The organism is Pseudomonas sp. HC1(2025), assembly GCF_058742075.1.
In genome coordinates, this window is record NZ_CP196017.1 from 2,460,985 (window position 1) to 2,479,024 (window position 18,040).

Annotated in this window: 19 protein-coding genes and 1 tRNA gene; 12 read left to right on the forward strand and 8 right to left on the reverse strand. The window is 59.6% G+C overall.

Annotation, left to right across the window (positions count from 1 at the left end):
- Positions 1-53: 53 nt before the first annotated feature.
- From hglS to ACSSVH_RS11210, 3 genes are all read right to left on the reverse strand, one after another.
- Entirely contained in the window at positions 54-1,424 is a 1,371-nt protein-coding gene (gene hglS / locus ACSSVH_RS11200; protein ID WP_169956962.1) for a 2-oxoadipate dioxygenase/decarboxylase HglS, read from the reverse strand.
- Positions 1,425-1,603: 179 nt separating this feature from the next.
- A complete protein-coding gene (locus tag ACSSVH_RS11205; protein WP_172314911.1) occupies positions 1,604-1,918 on the reverse strand; it encodes an SCP2 sterol-binding domain-containing protein in 315 nt (104 codons plus the stop codon).
- A gap of 55 nt (positions 1,919-1,973) precedes the next feature.
- Positions 1,974-2,684: a histidine phosphatase family protein gene (locus tag ACSSVH_RS11210; RefSeq protein ID WP_169956964.1), complete on the reverse strand. Its 711-nt coding sequence runs from the start codon at positions 2,682-2,684 to the stop codon at positions 1,974-1,976.
- 193 nt (positions 2,685-2,877) lie between these two features.
- Between ACSSVH_RS11210 and sohB the strand changes: the two genes are divergently transcribed.
- The 4 genes from sohB (at position 2,878) to ACSSVH_RS11230 (ending at position 6,092) form a co-directional block, all read left to right on the forward strand.
- On the forward strand, positions 2,878-3,900 hold the full coding sequence (gene sohB / locus ACSSVH_RS11215; protein WP_170043213.1) for a protease SohB: 1,023 nt from the start codon (positions 2,878-2,880) through the stop codon (positions 3,898-3,900).
- A gap of 283 nt (positions 3,901-4,183) precedes the next feature.
- Complete coding sequence (locus tag ACSSVH_RS11220; protein WP_169956966.1) at positions 4,184-4,588, forward strand: hypothetical protein; 405 nt, start codon at positions 4,184-4,186, stop codon at positions 4,586-4,588.
- A 259-nt stretch (positions 4,589-4,847) separates the two neighbouring features.
- The gene (locus tag ACSSVH_RS11225; RefSeq protein WP_169956967.1) at positions 4,848-5,456 is read left to right on the forward strand and encodes a LysE family translocator; all 609 of its coding nucleotides are present in this window, start codon (positions 4,848-4,850) and stop codon (positions 5,454-5,456) included.
- 186 nt (positions 5,457-5,642) lie between these two features.
- A complete protein-coding gene (locus ACSSVH_RS11230) occupies positions 5,643-6,092 on the forward strand; it encodes a hypothetical protein (protein WP_170043214.1) in 450 nt (149 codons plus the stop codon).
- A gap of 312 nt (positions 6,093-6,404) precedes the next feature.
- Here the strand turns inward: ACSSVH_RS11230 and ACSSVH_RS11235 are convergent, their stop codons facing one another.
- Both ACSSVH_RS11235 and ACSSVH_RS11240 read right to left on the reverse strand, forming a co-directional pair.
- Positions 6,405-6,791, reverse strand: coding sequence for a hypothetical protein (locus ACSSVH_RS11235; RefSeq protein WP_170043215.1), 387 nt, complete (start codon positions 6,789-6,791; stop codon positions 6,405-6,407).
- Positions 6,769-6,945, reverse strand: coding sequence for a hypothetical protein (locus ACSSVH_RS11240; RefSeq protein ID WP_169956971.1), 177 nt, complete (start codon positions 6,943-6,945; stop codon positions 6,769-6,771). The genes ACSSVH_RS11235 and ACSSVH_RS11240 overlap by 23 nt, the downstream gene beginning before the upstream one ends.
- A 138-nt stretch (positions 6,946-7,083) precedes the next feature.
- On the opposite strand from ACSSVH_RS11240, the gene ACSSVH_RS11245 reads away from it, so the two are divergent.
- Positions 7,084-7,758, forward strand: a complete 675-nt coding sequence (locus ACSSVH_RS11245) for a response regulator transcription factor (protein ID WP_432755616.1) — start codon at positions 7,084-7,086, stop codon at positions 7,756-7,758.
- On the forward strand, positions 7,751-9,082 hold the full coding sequence (locus ACSSVH_RS11250; protein ID WP_492634548.1) for a sensor histidine kinase: 1,332 nt from the start codon (positions 7,751-7,753) through the stop codon (positions 9,080-9,082). The genes ACSSVH_RS11245 and ACSSVH_RS11250 overlap by 8 nt, the downstream gene beginning before the upstream one ends.
- Positions 9,083-9,147: 65 nt before the next feature.
- Here ACSSVH_RS11250 and ACSSVH_RS11255 read toward each other — a convergent pair.
- A tRNA-Leu gene (locus ACSSVH_RS11255) sits at positions 9,148-9,234 on the reverse strand.
- Between the two features lie 302 nt (positions 9,235-9,536).
- On the opposite strand from ACSSVH_RS11255, the gene ACSSVH_RS11260 reads away from it, so the two are divergent.
- Positions 9,537-9,890 carry a hypothetical protein gene (locus tag ACSSVH_RS11260; RefSeq protein ID WP_169957038.1) on the forward strand — a complete coding sequence of 118 codons (354 nt, stop codon included), beginning with the start codon at positions 9,537-9,539 and terminating at the stop codon, positions 9,888-9,890.
- 185 nt (positions 9,891-10,075) lie between these two features.
- Here the strand turns inward: ACSSVH_RS11260 and ACSSVH_RS11265 are convergent, their stop codons facing one another.
- Together ACSSVH_RS11265 and ACSSVH_RS11270 are read right to left on the reverse strand one after the other, a co-directional pair.
- Entirely contained in the window at positions 10,076-10,687 is a 612-nt protein-coding gene (locus tag ACSSVH_RS11265; RefSeq protein ID WP_432755623.1) for a TetR/AcrR family transcriptional regulator, read from the reverse strand.
- A gap of 15 nt (positions 10,688-10,702) precedes the next feature.
- Positions 10,703-11,923, reverse strand: a complete 1,221-nt coding sequence (locus ACSSVH_RS11270) for a multidrug effflux MFS transporter (protein ID WP_169957040.1) — start codon at positions 11,921-11,923, stop codon at positions 10,703-10,705.
- A gap of 259 nt (positions 11,924-12,182) precedes the next feature.
- Between ACSSVH_RS11270 and ACSSVH_RS11275 the strand changes: the two genes are divergently transcribed.
- The 5 genes from ACSSVH_RS11275 (at position 12,183) to ACSSVH_RS11295 (ending at position 18,039) form a co-directional block, all read left to right on the forward strand.
- Entirely contained in the window at positions 12,183-14,243 is a 2,061-nt protein-coding gene (locus ACSSVH_RS11275) for a TonB-dependent receptor (RefSeq protein WP_492634549.1), read from the forward strand.
- A gap of 151 nt (positions 14,244-14,394) precedes the next feature.
- Positions 14,395-15,606, forward strand: a complete 1,212-nt coding sequence (locus ACSSVH_RS11280) for an EAL domain-containing response regulator (protein ID WP_492634550.1) — start codon at positions 14,395-14,397, stop codon at positions 15,604-15,606.
- A gap of 55 nt (positions 15,607-15,661) precedes the next feature.
- Positions 15,662-16,141 carry a VOC family protein gene (locus ACSSVH_RS11285; protein ID WP_492634551.1) on the forward strand — a complete coding sequence of 160 codons (480 nt, stop codon included), beginning with the start codon at positions 15,662-15,664 and terminating at the stop codon, positions 16,139-16,141.
- A gap of 53 nt (positions 16,142-16,194) precedes the next feature.
- On the forward strand, positions 16,195-16,755 hold the full coding sequence (locus ACSSVH_RS11290) for a nucleotidyltransferase family protein (protein WP_170043220.1): 561 nt from the start codon (positions 16,195-16,197) through the stop codon (positions 16,753-16,755).
- A gap of 156 nt (positions 16,756-16,911) precedes the next feature.
- Positions 16,912-18,039: a GGDEF domain-containing protein gene (locus tag ACSSVH_RS11295; RefSeq protein WP_169957045.1), complete on the forward strand. Its 1,128-nt coding sequence runs from the start codon at positions 16,912-16,914 to the stop codon at positions 18,037-18,039.
- The last annotated feature ends 1 nt before the right edge of the window (position 18,040 follow it).

Sequence of the window (18,040 nt, forward strand, 5' to 3'; positions counted from 1 at the left end):
GGGCACGTTGACTGCGCATGGAATGCGTTGTGGTGTCGGGCGAACTCTCTTTTCTAGGTGCGTAGCGCCTGTAGGCAAGCGTCGATCGAGCGCTGCTGGGTGTCTGCATACAGTTGCAATTCATCAAGGGTCCGGCGGCCCAGGGCCTGTTCAAATTCGGCCTGGTTGGCGTTGGCCGTGTAGTGACTCTGCGCCGCATCGCCCAGGTTCGACTGGAAAATCCCCGCCGCGCTGACCGGCAGAAAATCCTCGTACACCAATGGTTCGATTGCCACGCAGCCGGCCGCAAGCAGTGCGTCCAGATTGGGTTGCGGGCTCTTGTCGGCTGCGCGGCCCGTGTCGGTCACGAAGTAGCGAAAGAACGCCAACCCTTGTTCGCGCATGGCCCGGTGATTATCCGGGAAGGCCTGGAAATGCTGCGCCATCAGTTCGGTGTAGCGCTGGGCGTTGGCTTCGTTGGGGAAGGCGCCCAGTTCATCCCGCGCGGCGTTGAGCAACTGGTCGTAGAGTGCCCGGCCTTTGGGTGTCAGGGCCACGCCACGTTGTTCGATTTCACCAAACCTGGCGCTGTGGCTGCCCTTGGCATCGGTAAAGGCGATGGCTTCGTCGAGGGCCTTGAAACTGGTCTGGCGTAGCAGGATCGGGCATTGGCGGCGGGGCGGGCCTTCGATCACGGCTTTGGGGGTGATGCCTTTGCCGGGCATGTCGGCTTGTACGCGGTCGATGTCCAGGGTCCGTGGGGTCAGGTGATTGATGTGCGGGCCCTTGAAGGCCACCACATCGGCAATCAGCCGGTGCTGGTCGCTGAGTTGCTGGTACTGGGCTGCGCTGACCGTGGCGGTGTGGTGCCAGCGAAAGGTTTCCAGGGCTTGTTGGACAAAGGCCTGGGCATCGCTGGCATTCAGGCCACCGTCGGTTTCAGCTTGCTCTATCAGCGCCAGGGCTCGTGGGGTGAAGATCGAGCGCTTGGCCAGGGCGGCTTCGGCAAAGGCTCGCAGTTCAAGGTTTTCGATCAGTTCCAGGCGCAGCAGCGAGGTAAAGACCCGGAACGGGCTTGCCTGCAAGGCGCTTTCATGCACCGCGCGAAAGGCGGTGGAATGCACCGGCACGCCGGCCGGGGTGAGGTCGTAGTAGCCCACCGGTTGCATGCCCATCACCGCAAACAGGCGGCGGATGGTTGCCAGCTCATAGGCGCTGCCCAGGCGGATGGCGCCGTGGCGCTCCATGTCCAGGCGTTGGATTTCACCGGTGCGCTGCAGTTGCTGCGCCAGGTCGGTATCGCTGGCCAGTACCCGGGCATTGGTTTGGGCCACCAACTCCAGCAGCGCGCCATACAGCGGTACTTCCTCGCGGTACATGTCGGACATGGCCCTGGAGAAGTCTTTGCGGATGTCGTCGGGGCTGATATGGCGAGGGGTAGGCATAGAAAAATTCCTGGCTGCGATAACGGTGGTATGGGCCGTGAGCCAGATTTTGTTGGGCGGTGCCCTTGGGTGCAAACGAAGATTCCTCTGGACTTCATTCTGCAAATGAATGAGCGCCACAGGCATAAACAAAAATCCCGCCTGGGTAGGCGGGATTGGTCAACCCAGGTTGCCCTGGATCAGCCTGGGAACAATTCGCTCAGCTTCATTGCCAGCATCATGTCGCCTTCGGCGCGCAGCTTGCCGCCCATGAAGGCCTGCATGCCATCGGTTTCGCCGCTGACGATACCTTTCATGGTTTCAGCATCCATCACCAGAGTCACCTGGGCGTCAGGGTTCTCGCCTTCTTGCAATTCGCAAGTGCTGTCCTTGACGATCAGCGAGAAGTTCTGGGTATCGTCGATACGGAAACCGAACACCAGGTCCACGCCGGCAGCAGCGCTTGGGTTGAATTTGGCTTTCATTGCTTCTACGGCTTTAGCTACGTCAGTCATGGTTCGATCCTTTTATGGGTGGTGCCAGTGACCTTGGGGTCACGGTTGGCCGCAGTCATCGGAAAGTGATGAGCTGCGGCGCCTTCAACAGTTGCAAGTGGGTATGGCTGTTGAAGGAAGCCAGTGCCACTTCGCGACCACGGAACTTCAAGTGGTTGAGCGAAGTGTTGACAATCTGCCAGTTCAGCTCGAAAGCCTGGGTGGCAGGTATGCGGGTAATCAGGTGGAGCAGGGCGGTGATGGTGCCGCCAGAGGTAAATACCGCAATCTTGTGGGAATTGTCGGCAGTCTCGAGCAGGCGCTGCAGGCCACCCTGGACGCGCTCGACAAAGCCCAGCCAGCTTTCCAGGCCGGGCGTGTCATAGGTGCCGCTCAGCCAGCGCTCGATGATCAGGGCGAAGATGCGCTGGAACTCGCCACGGTTGTGTGGGGCGTTGCGCAGGATTTCCAGGGCTTCGGGCTCGCTGTCGAGCAGGTCCGGGAGCAGGGCGCGGATGATCGCGTCGGCGTCGAATTCGTTGAAGGCGCTGTCGATTTCCAGGGGCGGCACCGGCAAGCCTTGGGCGCCGATGGCTTCGAACGCGGCGTTGGCCGTGTGCTGCTGGCGGCGCAGGTCGCCCGATACGCAGCGGTCGAACGTCAGGCCCAGGTCCGCCAGGTGGCTGCCCAGTACCTGGGCCTGCTGCACACCGACGGGCGACAGGACGTCATAGTCGTCTGCACCGAAGGAGGCCTGGCCATGTCGAATCAAATAGATGCTGCCCACGTCCGTTCACCCGGTACGTTGAAAGTCTGGCGAGGTTATGAGGATGCCGGGAAGCTGTCAATGAAAAAACATACGCTTGTTTTAAAAGCTCGTTAGAGGCCCGCTTCAAGGGGTTTCAGCTCTGGCTCACCGGCAGTCCCATCGGTATGCTGGGGCAATCCGCGCCTGGCGCACCGTTTCTGTAAGGAGTCCCATGGAGTTTTTGGCTGAGTATGCAAGTTTTCTGGCTAAAACCGTTACGTTGGTCGTCGCCATTCTGGTGGTGCTGATCAGTTTTGCGGCGTTGCGCAGCAAGGGCCGGCGCAAGAATGCCGGGCAGTTGCAGGTCAGCAAACTCAATGATTTCTACAAAGGCCTGCGCGAGCGGCTGGAGCAGACCTTGCTCGACAAGGATCAGCTCAAGGCCCTGCGCAAGTCCCAGGGCAAGGCCGAGAAAAAACAGAAGAAAACCCCCGAGGCCAAACCACGGGTGTTTGTCCTGGATTTTGACGGGGACATCAAGGCCTCAGCCACCGAGAGCCTGCGCCATGAAATCACCGCGTTGCTGAGCCTGGCCACACCCAAGGACGAAGTGGTGCTGCGCCTGGAAAGCGGCGGTGGCATGGTCCACAGCTATGGCCTGGCGTCCTCGCAATTGGCGCGGATCCGCGAGGCGGGCGTGCCCTTGACGGTGTGCATCGACAAGGTCGCGGCCAGCGGCGGCTACATGATGGCGTGCATCGGCGAGAAGATCATCAGCGCGCCGTTTGCCATCCTCGGCTCGATTGGCGTGGTGGCCCAGTTGCCCAACGTCAACCGCCTGCTGAAAAAGCACGATATCGACTTTGAAGTACTCACCGCTGGCGAGTACAAGCGCACCCTGACGGTGTTTGGCGAAAACACCGAGAAGGGCCGGGAGAAGTTCCAGGAAGACCTGGACATCACCCATCAACTGTTCAAGAACTTCGTGTCGCGCTACCGCCCGCAACTGGCCATTGACGAAGTGGCTACCGGCGAAGTCTGGCTGGGCGTCGCGGCGCTGGACAAGCAACTGGTGGACGCCTTGCAGACCAGTGACGAATACCTGGCCACCAGGGCCAAGACCGCCGAACTGTTCCACCTGCACTATGCCGAGCGCAAAAGCCTACAAGAGCGGGTGGGCCTGGCGGCCAGCGGCTCGGTAGACCGGGTACTGCTGACCTGGTGGAGCCGCCTGACCCAACAGCGCTTCTGGTAACCCCCGCCTTGTAGTCGGCTTGCAGACCATGACGATCTTCAGATCGCTATTGCCCGCAAGCTGGCTCATATATCGCCGCGATGCAGGCTATACACTTTGTTGTCGTCCGGGGCGCCTTGGCAGCGTAGGGGATTACACAGTGCATCTTAGGTAGTAATCCCCTTTACCCAAGTCCATTCTCTTTGGTGTTGCGCGACCTGCTTACATTGGACACCGGTATTGCTGGCTGTAATTCTTGGGCTCTACCCCAAAGGGGTTATTCTCAAGGATAAGGAATCGCCTGATGCTCGGTTACTATGCGCACTACAGCCAGTATTACATCACCACGCTGATGCTCTTCACCACCCTGTTTTTTGCCTTGCCGATCTTTATCGCGCCGATTGCCTGGGCCCGGGCGATGCGCTGGACGATTCCCGAGCATCAGCATCTGGCCATTTATTTTGGGCGCTGCCTGGGGGCGTTTATCCTGGTGGTAGAAGTGGCGATGTTGCGCTCGGCAACTACGGGCACCAGCTTTAGTTATGCGTTCGATATGCTGTTCGTAGTTTTCTCATTGATGTTTGTGGTGCATGTGTACGGGGCTTTGAAGCGTATCCAGCCTATTACTGAAACCCTGGAGATCGGCTTCTGGATGATTCTGTTTGTGCTCAATATGCTCTTCTATCCAGCCCAATCAATTACTTTCTAATCAGCACCTGCGCTATAGCCATCGGCCGCGATTATCAGCACTGAGCATTGTCCGCAGTCCCCTGAATATGATCGTGACGTTGGCTTGATTCTACGCCAGCGCTAAATAGCGATCGTGCCATTTGTGCGGGGGCAGGGCACGAGGATGGAGCATCGTTGATCGGGAATTGTATCTCTCGATCTGCCCCCAGCTGTACGGGGCGAGGCGCCACAGAACCCTCTACTGTCAGTGCAACAATAAATCGCCTGGATAACGCCCCATGTTCATGTCCACCAGCCTGCTGTCGGCCTTTGCGCTGTTTGCCTTCGTGTCTTCGATTACCCCTGGGCCCAATAACACCATGTTGCTGGCGTCGGGAGTGAACTTCGGTTTTCGCCGCTCGATTCCCCATGCCCTGGGGATCAGCGTGGGTTTTATGGTGTTGGTGATTTCGGTCGGCCTGGGCCTGGGGGAAGTGTTCAAGGCGTGGCCTTGGGCCTACACCGCATTGCGTTACATCGGCGCGGCGTATTTGTTGTACCTGGCGTGGAAGATCGCGACTTCAAGCGCGATGTCGGATGACACGGACGGCAAGCGCAAGCCCATGACCTTTCTCGCCGCTGCGGTGTTTCAGTGGGTCAACCCCAAGGCCTGGGTCATGGCGTTGGGGGCGATCACCACCTATACGCCGGCGGAAGGTTACTTCACTAACGTGCTGATCATTGCCGTGGTGTTTGCTGTGGTCAACTTGCCGAGTGTGTGCGTGTGGGCCGGGTGTGGCACCGGCTTGCGCAATGTCTTGCGTGAGCCGCGCTGGTTGAAGCTATTCAACTGGTCGATGGCGGGGTTGTTGGTGTTGTCGTTGTACCCGATGTTTTTCCTCGGGTGACAGGTTCGGGATATCAAGCCTTGGGGCTATCGTGAATGACTCTAATGAACTGTGAGAATTGACAGTATCGGACAGTCAGTGGCTTGCCCACTATCAATTGCTGTCCACGGTTTTCGAGCCTTTCAACGAATGTTGTTTTTGGGGCGTCGTTAAACCATCAATCTTGAGTCAATGGAGTGTCACCCAATGTCTAAGGAACTCATCAGCCCGCCGGGCGCGGACGCGTTGCAACCCCATCCCGAAGCCGGAGGTTCTGCAGAGGGGTTCAAAGCCCCGCCCTCTCAGTTGGCCTATCTCAAAGACAACTCGGTTAACCCAGCCAGGTACTTGATGATGTCCAGCGGATACGTCATGACCACCAAGGATATTAACCAGGCCTCGAAATTCCTGGTTATCAGTTATGGCGACGGGAATTGGTACATTATGACGGTCGATACCGCAGAGTATCTTTCGTTTACCGACCGCAGCTACCTCTACGCCTATTCGGGCTGGAGTAATGCGAGATACGTGACCCTCGACCCCGTGAGCTTTAAAAAATACCCGGGGCTCTATCTGCATAATGGCTACGTCTGTTGCAATGGCCTCAAGGACAAGCCAGACAGCCTGATGAGCGTCCATCCCGAGTTGATCAACTAGCGGTTAAACACGCCAAATCGTGCGCTGGGTACAGCGGTGTATCACGCGCACCTTGACCCGGGTTTCAGACCGGCGAGATCGTAGCCAGCAGGCCGATTCCAACGGTCAGTGCCAGAAACCCGAGAAGAAAAAATGCCATCTTAGCCATGGGGCCTCCAAAAGGAAGAAGGGCGGCTGGAGAGTTCCTGCCGATGAGCCATTGTCACGGTTGTGGTCTGTTCGGTACAGATGCAGGTGTTAAAGAAAAAAGCGTATCAGATGCAGCTTGCACGCTGCTGTACCGAGGTTTCGGCTGGGGCGTGGAGGTGCCGATCAGACTGTCCGGGCAACTTTAGCGCGCCTGGGATTGGCGTCCAGCCGGCGCAGGCTTTCGACGGCAGGCAGGATGTATTTGAACCACTGCGCGCGGTGCGGGCCTGGCTGGTCGCGCATCTGTTCGATGCCCGGCGATTGAGCTTCGTCGATGGGGTAGCAGTCATCACTGCTGCGCCTGCCGTCGCGGTACACAATAAAACCGCCGCGCCCGCTGCCACATTGGTGCAGGTATACCGGCGACAGTTCTCGTTGCTTATCAACGCGCGCATTCAACTGGACGATGTAGGCCCCCATGGCAAGCGACACGCCCACAATCAGCCCCAGGCATAGCACCAACTGCCAGGTGTAGCTGGCCCCCGCCTTATCGCAATGCACTGGCGACACAGCATGCAGCTGCCTGCTCGATGCTCTGGCCCACCAGGAACCCGCTACCGCCCCCCAGGTTGACCAACTGCCCCCGCGAAGGCAGGACGCTGGCCATCAGGGCGAATAAAATCAGGGCCAACAGGACTCTTTTGACGATCGCATAAAGGTTCATGACGGTGCTGACCTCAGGATTTGAAGAGCCCCAGCTTAGAGAGTGCCGGGTTAACGCGAGGTAAACATCCGCTGGAAATCGCTCGACTTCCGTTATCCTTCACTCCTCTGCGCAACACCCGTCCGAGGGGACTTTTTAGTGCATATTCACCTGCTGCTGGTCGAGGACAACCTGGATCTGGCCACCACCGTCATCGAGTACCTGGAGATCAGCGGCATGGTCTGCGACCACGTCACTAATGGCCAGGCTGGCCTTAACCTGGCACTCGCCCAGCATTACGACGTCATTCTCCTGGACATCATGTTGCCGCGCCTCGACGGCCAGCAGGTGTGCGAGCGGTTGCGCCAGCAAGGCATCCAGACGCCCATCCTCATGCTCACTTCACTGGACGCGCTCTCGGACAAGCTCGCCAGCTTTGCAGCGGGCGCTGACGACTATCTGGTCAAGCCATTCGAGCTGGCCGAGCTGGTGGCCAGGGTTCGCGCCCTGAGCATGCGCCGCAGCAGCCAGACCAGCCGCCTGCAGGTAGACGATCTGGTGATGGACCTCACCACCCGCAAAGTCAGTCGCGCCGGGCAGGCGCTGCATTTGTCACCCATCTGCTGGACCTTGCTGGAATACCTGATGCGCGCCAGCCCTGAACCCGTCCCCCGGGAACGCCTGGAAACTTCAGTCTGGGGCGACGAACCGCCGGACAGCAATACCCTCAAAGTGCACATGCATCGACTGCGCAAGGCGGTAGACAAACCCTTCGGCCGGCCGTTGATCCACACCCTGCCTGGGGTCGGTATCCAGGTAAAACCCCATGCGTAACGGCTTGAGCTTGAAGTGGGTGATCAGCGGCAGCTTCCTGCTGCTGATTGCCGTGGTGTTACTGATCTACAGTCAACTATTGCCGGTATACACCGTGCGCGGCCTGCTCTACACCGCCAGTGCGATGATGGAAGAAGAGGCGCAGTACTTCATCAGGCACTATAAAAAGGACCCGACCACACCCCCTCCGCACAACTACTTCTTCGAGGGCGTCATTGGCAAGGAAGCCTTGCCGGCGAGCGTGCGTGAGTTGCTCAAGGCGCCGCCGAGCATGTCTTTCGGTGCCGTGCAGGTGTTCGGTGATACCGACTCCGATGACGACGACGCCGAGGTCCGGGCGGTTCTTTCCCAAGACCTGGGCGACGGCAAGACCCTCTATATGTATGACATCGACCATGACCACGAAGAGGGCGGCGAGGTCGAGACGCCGCTGTCCGATGCCTACTTTGACCAGGTGCTGCAAGGCGTGGTGTTCGTCAGCCTGGCGGTGTTCGTGCCGGCGCTGATCATCATCGCCCTGTTGGTCTGGTGGCTGGTGCGGCCGCTGGGGCGCCTGGTGCAATGGTCCAGCACCCTGAAAAACCCTGACGCAATGGCCAGCGCGCGCCCGGATTTCAGCTTCAAGGAGTTCAATACCCTGGCCGACGCCCTGGCCCAGAGTGTCGAGCAAGTGCAGGCCGCCAGCCAGCGTGAAGGCCGCCTGTTGCGCTACACCAGCCATGAACTGCGAACCCCGCTGGCGGTGCTCAAGGCCAATATAGAACTGCTGGCCCTGCAGGCCGGCGGTGTCCTGCCATCCTCCCTGCAGCGTATCGAACGCTCGGTGTTGAACATGCAACTTATCGCCGAGACCTTGCTGTGGATGAGCCGCGAACGTCCCGAACCGCTGCCCGAAGAAGACATCGACCTGAGCGCGTTGGTCGGCGAGCTGATTAACAAGCATCGCTACCTGATCGGCAATCGTGATATCGAGCTGCTTGTCGACATCCACAGCGAACCCTGCCGACTACCCCCCACCGCGTGCCGCATCGTGATCGGTAACTTCCTGCGCAACGCCCTGCAATACGCGGAAGAGGGCCAGGTAGAAATCAGCTTCAACTACCCGCGCCTGGTAATTGCCAACCACATCAGGGAGGCCAAGCCGAGGGAGGAATCCAGCGATTACGGCTACGGCCTGGGGCTGCAGTTGATGCGGCAGCTGTGCGCAAAACTGGGCTGGCAGATTGATGTGATTCTTGAGCAACAGCGTTTTACGGTGGTTCTTGAGTTTGCGAGTTTGCGGGATGTCGAGAGTTCGCAGGCGAGGGATTTGCGGCGCCACTAGTCAAATAGCGGAACAGAAAAGATAAGGGCCTGCATGAAGTTCATCATGCAAGCCCTTGATATCTATGGTGCCCGAACCCGGAATCGAACCGGGACGCCCTTACGAGCGGGGGATTTTAAGTCCCATGCGTCTACCAGTTTCGCCATTCGGGCGGCAGCGCGATGAAGCAACTCAATAGGCTTTGTCGAACAAAGCGCTTGAGCGGTGCAGCAGGCTAGGGAATATATAGATCCAGGCACCTTGGCGCAAGTTTGCATGTGCTCTTTTTCTGCTCGATCGGGCGTGTCAGCTTTGAAAAAAAGCCCGCTATATCAGTGATCTACATTTTCCCTGGAGGGGCATGCGACGCCCTGGCGCACTTTCAAGGCTGGCATCGCGCAGGCGTTGTAGCAGCTGTTTAGCGCATGGCATTGTGCGATCATCTACGTTTAGATCAATCGAGTAGGGTAGTGACATGCGCGTCATCACGGTGAGAACCAAAACGGAACTTGAATCTGCCAAGAATGCCGGTTACGAGCAGATCACTGTCCAAGGTGAGCTTGCAGACAAGCTCAAGTCGTCCAAGAAGATTGCGGTAGCGGGAACGATCACCGTTGGGTTGTTGACTGCCGCACTGGCGGCTGTGCCTTTTACCGGTGGGCTATCGATGGCGGCGGCGGCACCTATCGCGGCACTGACGGGACTTGAGATAGCAGCCATTATTGCTGCGGCGTCTCTTGGCCTGGGTCTGATCATCGCCCTGTTCAAAGGCTACGAGGAGATCTCCTTTGAGAAGGGAAAAATGGTCCTTAAAAAGAAACAGTCATGAGTGGTTTTATCGACGGCCCTCCGTACTTCTTCCGTTGCAAGAAGTGTGAGCACCGTTTCACTCGTGCGGTGCGGTTGGGGTTGTTGTGTCCCCAGTGTCATTCGATACGCATTGAACGAGACAGGCAGGTGAACAAGTAAACCGAGGGGGCTTGTGCGAGATGTTCGCCAAGCCCTATCAGATACTTACTCACGCAACCGACGAATAATCTCAGCGTAACCCACCGCCCGTGACAACCGTTGCAGCGCCTCCAGTCGGCGCGAGTAGGCCTGTGCATCACCGTAGGTCAGCTCTACATGCAGGCTGTCGATCATCACCAGGTAGGCCTGCGCCAGTACTTCCCCGGTCTGTTCGTCTACGGCCGGATAGGCTTTGAGTAGCCCCTGCTGGAAGTGGCTGCGGATCATGGCCATATAGTCATTGAATCCGGACATGACCACGCCCCTCAGCGGCGCCGGTGGGTAAAACGCGGCCCTCAACAAGAACCGCAGGGATGCATGGGCGCTGTAGCGGCGCTGCAGGTTGTCGATGTAGACCTCGCCGGGGGCCTTGATCGAACGGGCGTTTTTTGCAAACTGGCTTTGCACGTAGTCGCGCTCGGCCTGCAAGGCAAGTTCGAGCACGACCCCGTAGAGCGCGTCCTTGCTGGCAAAGTGGGCGTACAGCGAGGCCTTCTTGATGCCCGCGCGTACGGCGATGTCATTCAGCGAGGCCGCGTCGTAACCATGCTCGGCAAATTGGTCCAGCGCCAGGTACGCGATGCGTTCGGCGGCCGAGGTCAGGGTGTTGGATGTCATGGTGGGGTTCCTCAATCAGTGCCCGGTCAGGTCATAGGCTGCGCCTGCACCCCGAGGGAGGCTGAGCGTTGTCAGTAGGCAGGTCAGCAACGCACTGGCCAACAGCAGCGTGGCCCAGGCCACCGGTCCATGGTTCAGGGCCAATGCCGACAGTGGCGTTGCACTGGCGGAGATCGACAGTTGGAACGCGCCCAGCAGTGCGGCAGTTGAGCCCAGCGCGCGTTTTTGCGAAGACATGACCAGCGACATCAGCGTGGATTCGGCGATGCCCAGGCCAAACAGGGCGATGGCCATGCCTGCCACTATACCGGGCAGGCCCAGGGTGGTCAGGGTGCAAACCACCGCGATTGCCGAACCTGCGGCCATGCACGTCACGCCGATCATCGACAGACGGTTCAAGCCCAGGCGGCTGACCAGCTTCCCGGCGCTCATCGCCCCGATCAGGATGGCTACGCCGGTCACGCCGAACAGCATGCCAAAGGCTTGCGGGCTCAGGCCGTAGGTCTGTTGGTAGACCAGGGTTGCGCCGCCGATGTAGGCAAACAGAAAGAAGAACACCGCGGCCACGGCGAGGGTCGGGCGCAGGAAGTGCCGGTCCCTGGCAATCGTCAGGTACGTCCGGCATGCGGCGCCCAGGCGCAGCGGTTCCCGGTGGCTGGCGGGCAGGGTTTCCGGCAGCGACAGCCAACTGTTGCCCAGCACTGCCAGGCCAAACGCGGCGAGTACCAGCATCACCGCACGCCAACCGTAGTGGGTATCGATCACCCCGCCCAGTGCCGGGGCGAAGATCGGCGCAACCCCTTCGATGGTCATCAGCAATGCAAAGAGCTTGGTCGCGGCTACGCCTTCGCTGACATCCCGCACCATGCTCATGATCACGACCAGCGTCAGTGCGCTGCCAAGTCCCTGGACGAAGCGCAGGGCGATCAAGGTTTCAAGGGTTGGCGCCCACGCCGCACCCAACGAGCACAGGGTAAACACCACAAGGCCGGCCAGTAGGGGGCGGCGGCGTCCGTAGGCGTCGACGATGGGCCCGAAGATCAACTGGCCAGCGCCCATGGCCAGGAGGAAGAACGTCAGGGTCAACTGCACGCTGGCGAAGCTGCTCTGATACTCGCGGGCAATTTCGGGCAGGCTCGACAAGTACATATCGACAGCCGACGGGCCGAGGGCGCCGATCAGTCCCAGGCCGATAGCCAGCCTCAGGGGAACCCCGGGGGTGGGTTGCGAATTCATACAGACTCCAGATACTAAAACATCCTACCGGTCGGTAGGTTGTGCGGATGTTAACGGCCCCTTTTAGATCGGTCAACAGGGCAGAGGCGCCATGAATCCGTGAGTATCGGTAGCGATACAACGTGATCGCTGCAAGTGAATGAGAGTCGTTATCAATTGTATTTCTTTAAATTCAAGATTGGATTAGACTCGCGCCCGCTGGGCACAAACAGCGTTCTGAGCATCAGAAAAAACAAAAACAGGCGTAGGGGAGCAGGGCGTGAATTTCAACAAAACGACAATGGCGGTGGCAGTGGGTTCGGCGATCTGCCTGGGCAACGCTGCGTGGGCCGCAGAACCTGCGAGTGCTCTGGAGATTGCGCCGATCACCGTCACCGGTGAAAAGATCAACCGTAGCCTGGAGCAGACCCAGTCCAGCGTGGTGGTGGTGACCGACCAGCAACTGCGTGAAAAGCACGACCGTGACCTGGTGGATGTGTTTGCGCGTACGCCAGGTGTGTACAACCAGTCCGGTAATGAAAACTGGGGGATTCGCGGCGTGCCCGTCTCCGGTTTCGACGACCAGGGCCCGGCCACGCTCAACGGTGCGGTGTCGGTATTCGTCGACGGCGCCGTGCAACCGAACCGCGCCCTGACCCTCAGCCCGATGCCGCTGTGGGACGTCGACCAGGTCGAAGTGTTCCTCGGCCCGCAATCCACCACCCAGGGCCGTAACTCGCTGGCCGGCGCGGTGGTGATCCAGACCCGCAACCCGACCTTCGAACCGAGTTTTTCCGCGCGCACCAACATGGGCACCTATGGCGAGCGCGGTGCAGCGGTGGCCGGTGGCGGCGCGCTGGTCGATGACAAGATCGCCGGGCGCATTGCCGTGGATTACCAGGAGGGCGACGGCTACATCGACAACGTCGCCCTGCATGACGACGCCAACCCTAACCGCACCGCCAATGCCCGGGGCAAGCTGCTGATCCTGCCCAACGACGATCTGGATGTGCTGCTGACCTACGCCCATAGCGAAAGCCGCAAGGGTGACAACTCGGCGATGCGCCAGAACGACAAGATCCGTTATTACAAGATGACGTCCAACACCAAGGCCTATGACAAGCTCGAGCAGGACACGCTCAGCGCCAAGGTGGACTACCGCCTGGACGACAACTGGTCGCTGACCAGCCTGACCGCCAATACCCGTTCCGACTACGACGCGCGCCTGGATTTCGACCAGTCCGCCGACGCCAACCAAGTGGTGTTGCGCACCCAGGATGGCGACCTGTTCAGCCAGGAACTGCGCCTGAACTACAGCGGCGACACGCTCAAGAGTTTTGTCGGCGCCTACTACGGCCACAACACCAACAACTTCCACGACCGCCTGTTGTTCAATAACGTCCTGTTCGGCACCGCCAAGGGCGAGACCACCATTGAAAGCAAGGCTGTGTTCGGTGAAATCAACTGGACATTCGCCCCGCAGTGGACCTTGATCACCGGCCTGCGCTACGACCACGAAACCAACGACACCCACATCAAACAGGACGATTTCTCCAGCCCTGGCAAGGTCAGCAAGTCGTTTGATGCGCTCCTGCCGAAACTGGGCCTCGATTACGAACTGGCCGCTAACCAGTACCTTGGCGTGATGGTGCAAAAAGGCTATCGCGGTGGTGGCGTCAACGTGCGTGCCGGTGGCGGCCACGAAGGCTACGACCCGGAATACACCACCAACTACGAGCTGTCCTACCGTGGCTCGTTCTTCGACAAAACCCTGCGGACCCGTGCCAACCTGTACTACACCGACTGGAAAGACCAGCAGGTCAGCGTGCTCGAGCGCAACACCGACTTCGTCCAGGTGTTCAACGCCGGCAGCAGCGATATCAAGGGCCTGGAAGTGTTTGTCGAGAAAGACCTCGGCGCGCAGTTGACCCTGACTGCCGGTGGCTCGATCACCGCAGGCAAGTACAAGGACTTCGTGACCGGTGATGGCCGCGATATGAGCGGCGAGGACTTCCTCTATTCGCCCAAGTACAAATTGTCCCTGGGCGGCCTCTACCGCTGGAACGAGCGCCTGACCCTGAACACCGACCTGGTGTACCAGAGCACCGCGCCGTCGGAGTATGAGTTCGATACTGCAGGCAAAGTCACGGGCGAGCGCCGCAGCGACAACTACTGGCTGGTCAACTTCAGCACCGAGTACAAAGTCACCAAGAATGTCGCGCTCTCCGGCTTCGTGAAAAACGCCTTCGACAAGGAATACATCACCAACAACCGCAGCGGCGATATCGTCGATGTGGGCGCACCGCGCACAGTGGGCCTGGCGTTGCGCTACGACCTGTAGGGTAATGATTCGCTGGCCAGTCAACTCCCACAGTTGATTGGCGGCGTTTTCAAACCATGGATTTTTCGCTTTCCATTTAAGAGCTTTCCTAAATACGTCGGTAGGAGATGTCGTGAGAATGAGCGCACTTCTATCTCATCTGTGATGTGTCATGTCCTTTCTACCGATTCGTGTTCTGGTCCTCGAAGAGCACCCCTTCAAGCAGCTCGTTGCCATTCAGGCCTTCAAGGACGCCGGCTGTGACAGCGTGGAGGGCGTGGCCGACGTGAAGGCTGCGCTGCAGTTGCTGGACCATGCAGGACCGGTGGATATCGTGCTCTGTGCGTTGGACGAGACGGGCATGCAGGGGCTCACTACGCTCGAATTGCTCAGCCGTACCCGCCGGGTCAAGTCGCTCATCATTTGCAGCGTGCTTGCCCCCGACCTGCAAGACGCCATCGACCGTATGGTCGGCATGCTGGGGGTCAGTGTCCTCGGGTATGTCGATGTGCCAGTGCGCGCAGGGGCGATCACCCCGCTCTTAAGCCGATACCTGGAAACCACTGTCGCCCCCGGGCATGCCGCTCAGAAGGCACGCCACACGCTCGCCAGCCAGGCCGGCCTGGAACAGGCCATTGCAGGGCATGAGCTCAAGGCGTTCTTTCAACCCAAGTTCAATTTGGCGAGCGGTGAAGTCGGCAGCCTTGAAGTGCTCGCGCGCTGGGAGCATCCGCAGTACGGCGTGCTATGCCCGGCGGATTTCCTGCCGCAGGTCAGCCAGTTCGGGCTGATGGACCCTTTGTTTTTTGCCCTGCTGGAACAGGCGTTGGCCTTTGTGCAAACGGCGCAGGCACAAGGGCACGTGCTGTCCCTGGCGTTTAATCTGGAGGCCGAGCAACTGTCTAATGAGTCACTGCTGCCACAGCTGTGCAAGGCGCTGGAGCGCTACGCCATACCTGCGTCGCGCCTGACTTTCGAAATCACCGAAAGCGGCCTGCTGGAAGTCTCTCCCAGGGTGCTCGAAACCTTGATCCGCCTGCGGATGATGGGGGCCGGCCTGTCCATCGATGACTTTGGTATCGGCTACTCCTCACTGGAGCGCCTGTGCCAGTTACCGTTCACCGAAATCAAGCTCGATGCGCGCTTCGTTCGCGACCTTGACCGCAGCCCCCGCAACCGTGCGGTGATCAGCAGCACCCTGGCCTTGGCTGAAGCGCTGGATATGGCGGTCGTGGTCGAAGGCGTAGAGCACGAAAGCCAGCGCCAACGCTTGCTCAAGTTGGGTTGCCATCAGGGGCAGGGCTATCTCTGCGCGCGGCCCATGAGCGCCGCACGTGCGCTCTCGTGGCTGGAGATGAGGTCGGCGTCACGCAGCACGCGCTGATGTTGGAAAACAGGGGCTAGACTCAAGGGCTCACTTTCCTTTTTGGAGACTCCAGATGCCCCATAAAAACACCATCTGCCTCTGGTTCGACGGCGCCGCACTGGAGGCTGCCAGGTTCTACGCCGCCACATTCCCGGACAGCATAGTCGAGGCCGTACACAAGGCGCCGGGCGACTATCCCGCGGGCAAGCAGGGCGATGTGCTGACCGTGGAGTTCACCGTCATGGGCATCCCATGCCTGGGCCTCAATGGCGGATCGGGTGTCCAGCACAACCAGGCGTTTTCATTCCAGGTGGCCACTGACGACCAGGCTGAGACGGATCGCCTGTGGCAGGCGATTGTCGGCAATGGCGGCGAGGAAGTTGCCTGTGGCTGGTGCCGCGACAAGTGGGGCCTTTCCTGGCAAATCACCCCGCGCATGCTCATGGCGGCGATCATCCATCCCGACCCCGCGGCGGCCAAGCGTGCATTCGGTGCAATGATGGGCATGGTGAAAATCGACATCGCGGGCATCGAGGCGGCGCTCAAGGGTTGATGAAACCCTGGTATAACGTGCGTTTTCAATACAGGAACGGCAAGGGAATGCAGATGAAACTGACGGCCCAGAGGCTGGTCGAGCTGGCGATGGCCAACCCCATCAACGCTCAATTGACCGCGCGTCTGCCAGCCCTTGGCCTGGACCAATGCCTGTTGACGGCGGGTTGCCTGTTCCAGGCGGTATGGAATCATCAGGCCGGGCTCAGCCCCGATTGGGGGGTGAAGGATTACGACGTGTTCTACTTTGACACCGATATGTCCTGGGAAGCCGAGAATGAGGTGATTGAGCGCGCCAGCGAACTCTTGCGCGACCTGGATGCGAACATTGAAGTGAGGAACCAGGCGCGCGTGCACCTGTGGTATCCACAGCGGTTCGGCATGCCTTACCCGCAGTTGCACACAGCCCGTGGCGGGGTGGATCGCTACCTGGTGGCGGGCACCTGTATCGCCTTGGCCGTGGACACTGGCGAAATCTATGCGCCCTACGGCCTGGCCGACATCGGGCAGGGAATACTTCGACTCAACCCCATCACCCCGCAGCCAGAGCTGTTCGAGCACAAGGCCAAGAGCTATCAGGCTCGTTGGCCATGGCTCAGGATTGAGGCCCCATAGACTAAACTGCGAAACCTGGCTTGCCAGTGATGGTGATAATCCAAAGGCTTTAACACCGGTGTTTGCCGCGACACAGGCAGGTGATTTTGCTGTTCTGCGTGCTGGCAGGGTGCCACAATGCCATTTTGTCGCAGCACTAGGGATCAGGCGAATCAAATGAATGGCCTTGGGCGTGAGCAGGACCAGGATTTGTTTATCGAAGAGCAGGTGCGTACCGACCGCTTGCATCAGCTGTTTCGCCAATCCTTTTCTGCGGTTTTTGGCAGCTATCTGGCCGCTGGCATGCTGTGCTGGCTGTGCTGGGACCGGCTTGAACCGCGCCTGATGATCGGCTGGCTGGCATTGCTGGCCGGCTCGTCGCTGCTGCGTTTGTCGATGTTCCTCCAGTATTTTCGCAGCCCCAAAAATGAGCGCACGCCGCAACGTTGGGAGCGGCATTATTGGCTCACCCTGGTGCTGTCGGCTGGAATCTGGGGGCTGGGCGCCTTTGCGGTGATGCCCGCCGATGACCGGTTGACCCAGGCGCTGGTCATGCTCTTTGCCGTGGGCATGTCGGTCAGCGCGGTCTCGTGCTACTCGGCCTATCGGTACATGACCATAGTGTCCATGGCCCTGGTGTTGTTGCCCTGTACCCTGTGGCTGCTGCTTCAACCGTCCAAGATGCAGACGGGCATGGCGGTCGCGGTGCTAGTGTTCTCGTCATTTGTCGTGGGCGCCTCGCGCAAGTTGTCGCAGGCACTGGAGACGGCGTTTCGCCTGACCCGCGAAATAGAGCGGGCCCACAGTATTTCAACGCGCGCCGCCCAGACCGACGAACTCACCGGGCTGATGAACCGCCGGGCGTTTTTCGAGCAGGCCCAGGTGCTGTATGACCAATGCAAGCGTACGCACCAGCCACTGAGCGCGCTGATGCTGGATATGGATCACTTCAAGACGATCAACGATACCTACGGCCACCAGGCTGGAGACCGGGTGTTACGGCAGATTGGCCAGGTGATCAGGGCGTCGTTCCGCCAGGCTGACGTGTACGGGCGCCTGGGGGGCGAGGAGTTTGCGGTGTTGTTGCCAGACACCACCCTGGAAGTGGCCCGGGAGATCGGCGAGCAACTGATCCTGGCCATTGCGGGCCTGACTACCGACCCTGGGCTGGACCTGACCGCGAGCCTGGGCGTGGCCTCGACCCATGCCGTGGGTGACGACTTGCAGCATTTACTGAACAGCGCCGACAAGGCCCTGTACCGCGCCAAGGCCATGGGGCGCAACCAGGTGGCGGTCGCGTCCTAGC

Excerpts from the sequence above, each read along its gene's own strand:
- ACSSVH_RS11260 (WP_169957038.1), top strand. The coding sequence starts at position 9,537 with ATGCGCGTCATCACGGTGAGAACCAAAACGGAACTTGAATCTGCCAAG.
- ACSSVH_RS11250 (WP_492634548.1), top strand. The coding sequence starts at position 7,751 with ATGCGTAACGGCTTGAGCTTGAAGTGGGTGATCAGCGGCAGCTTCCTG.
- sohB (WP_170043213.1), top strand. The coding sequence starts at position 2,878 with ATGGAGTTTTTGGCTGAGTATGCAAGTTTTCTGGCTAAAACCGTTACG.
- ACSSVH_RS11290 (WP_170043220.1), top strand. The coding sequence starts at position 16,195 with ATGAAACTGACGGCCCAGAGGCTGGTCGAGCTGGCGATGGCCAACCCC.
- ACSSVH_RS11280 (WP_492634550.1), top strand. The coding sequence starts at position 14,395 with ATGTCCTTTCTACCGATTCGTGTTCTGGTCCTCGAAGAGCACCCCTTC.
- ACSSVH_RS11225 (WP_169956967.1), top strand. The coding sequence starts at position 4,848 with ATGTTCATGTCCACCAGCCTGCTGTCGGCCTTTGCGCTGTTTGCCTTC.
- ACSSVH_RS11265 (WP_432755623.1), bottom strand. The coding sequence starts at position 10,687 with ATGACATCCAACACCCTGACCTCGGCCGCCGAACGCATCGCGTACCTG.
- ACSSVH_RS11270 (WP_169957040.1), bottom strand. The coding sequence starts at position 11,923 with ATGAATTCGCAACCCACCCCCGGGGTTCCCCTGAGGCTGGCTATCGGC.
- ACSSVH_RS11285 (WP_492634551.1), top strand. The coding sequence starts at position 15,662 with ATGCCCCATAAAAACACCATCTGCCTCTGGTTCGACGGCGCCGCACTG.
- hglS (WP_169956962.1), bottom strand. The coding sequence starts at position 1,424 with ATGCCTACCCCTCGCCATATCAGCCCCGACGACATCCGCAAAGACTTC.
- ACSSVH_RS11240 (WP_169956971.1), bottom strand. The coding sequence starts at position 6,945 with ATGAACCTTTATGCGATCGTCAAAAGAGTCCTGTTGGCCCTGATTTTA.
- ACSSVH_RS11295 (WP_169957045.1), top strand. The coding sequence starts at position 16,912 with ATGAATGGCCTTGGGCGTGAGCAGGACCAGGATTTGTTTATCGAAGAG.
- ACSSVH_RS11220 (WP_169956966.1), top strand. The coding sequence starts at position 4,184 with ATGCTCGGTTACTATGCGCACTACAGCCAGTATTACATCACCACGCTG.
- ACSSVH_RS11230 (WP_170043214.1), top strand. The coding sequence starts at position 5,643 with ATGTCTAAGGAACTCATCAGCCCGCCGGGCGCGGACGCGTTGCAACCC.
- ACSSVH_RS11205 (WP_172314911.1), bottom strand. The coding sequence starts at position 1,918 with ATGACTGACGTAGCTAAAGCCGTAGAAGCAATGAAAGCCAAATTCAAC.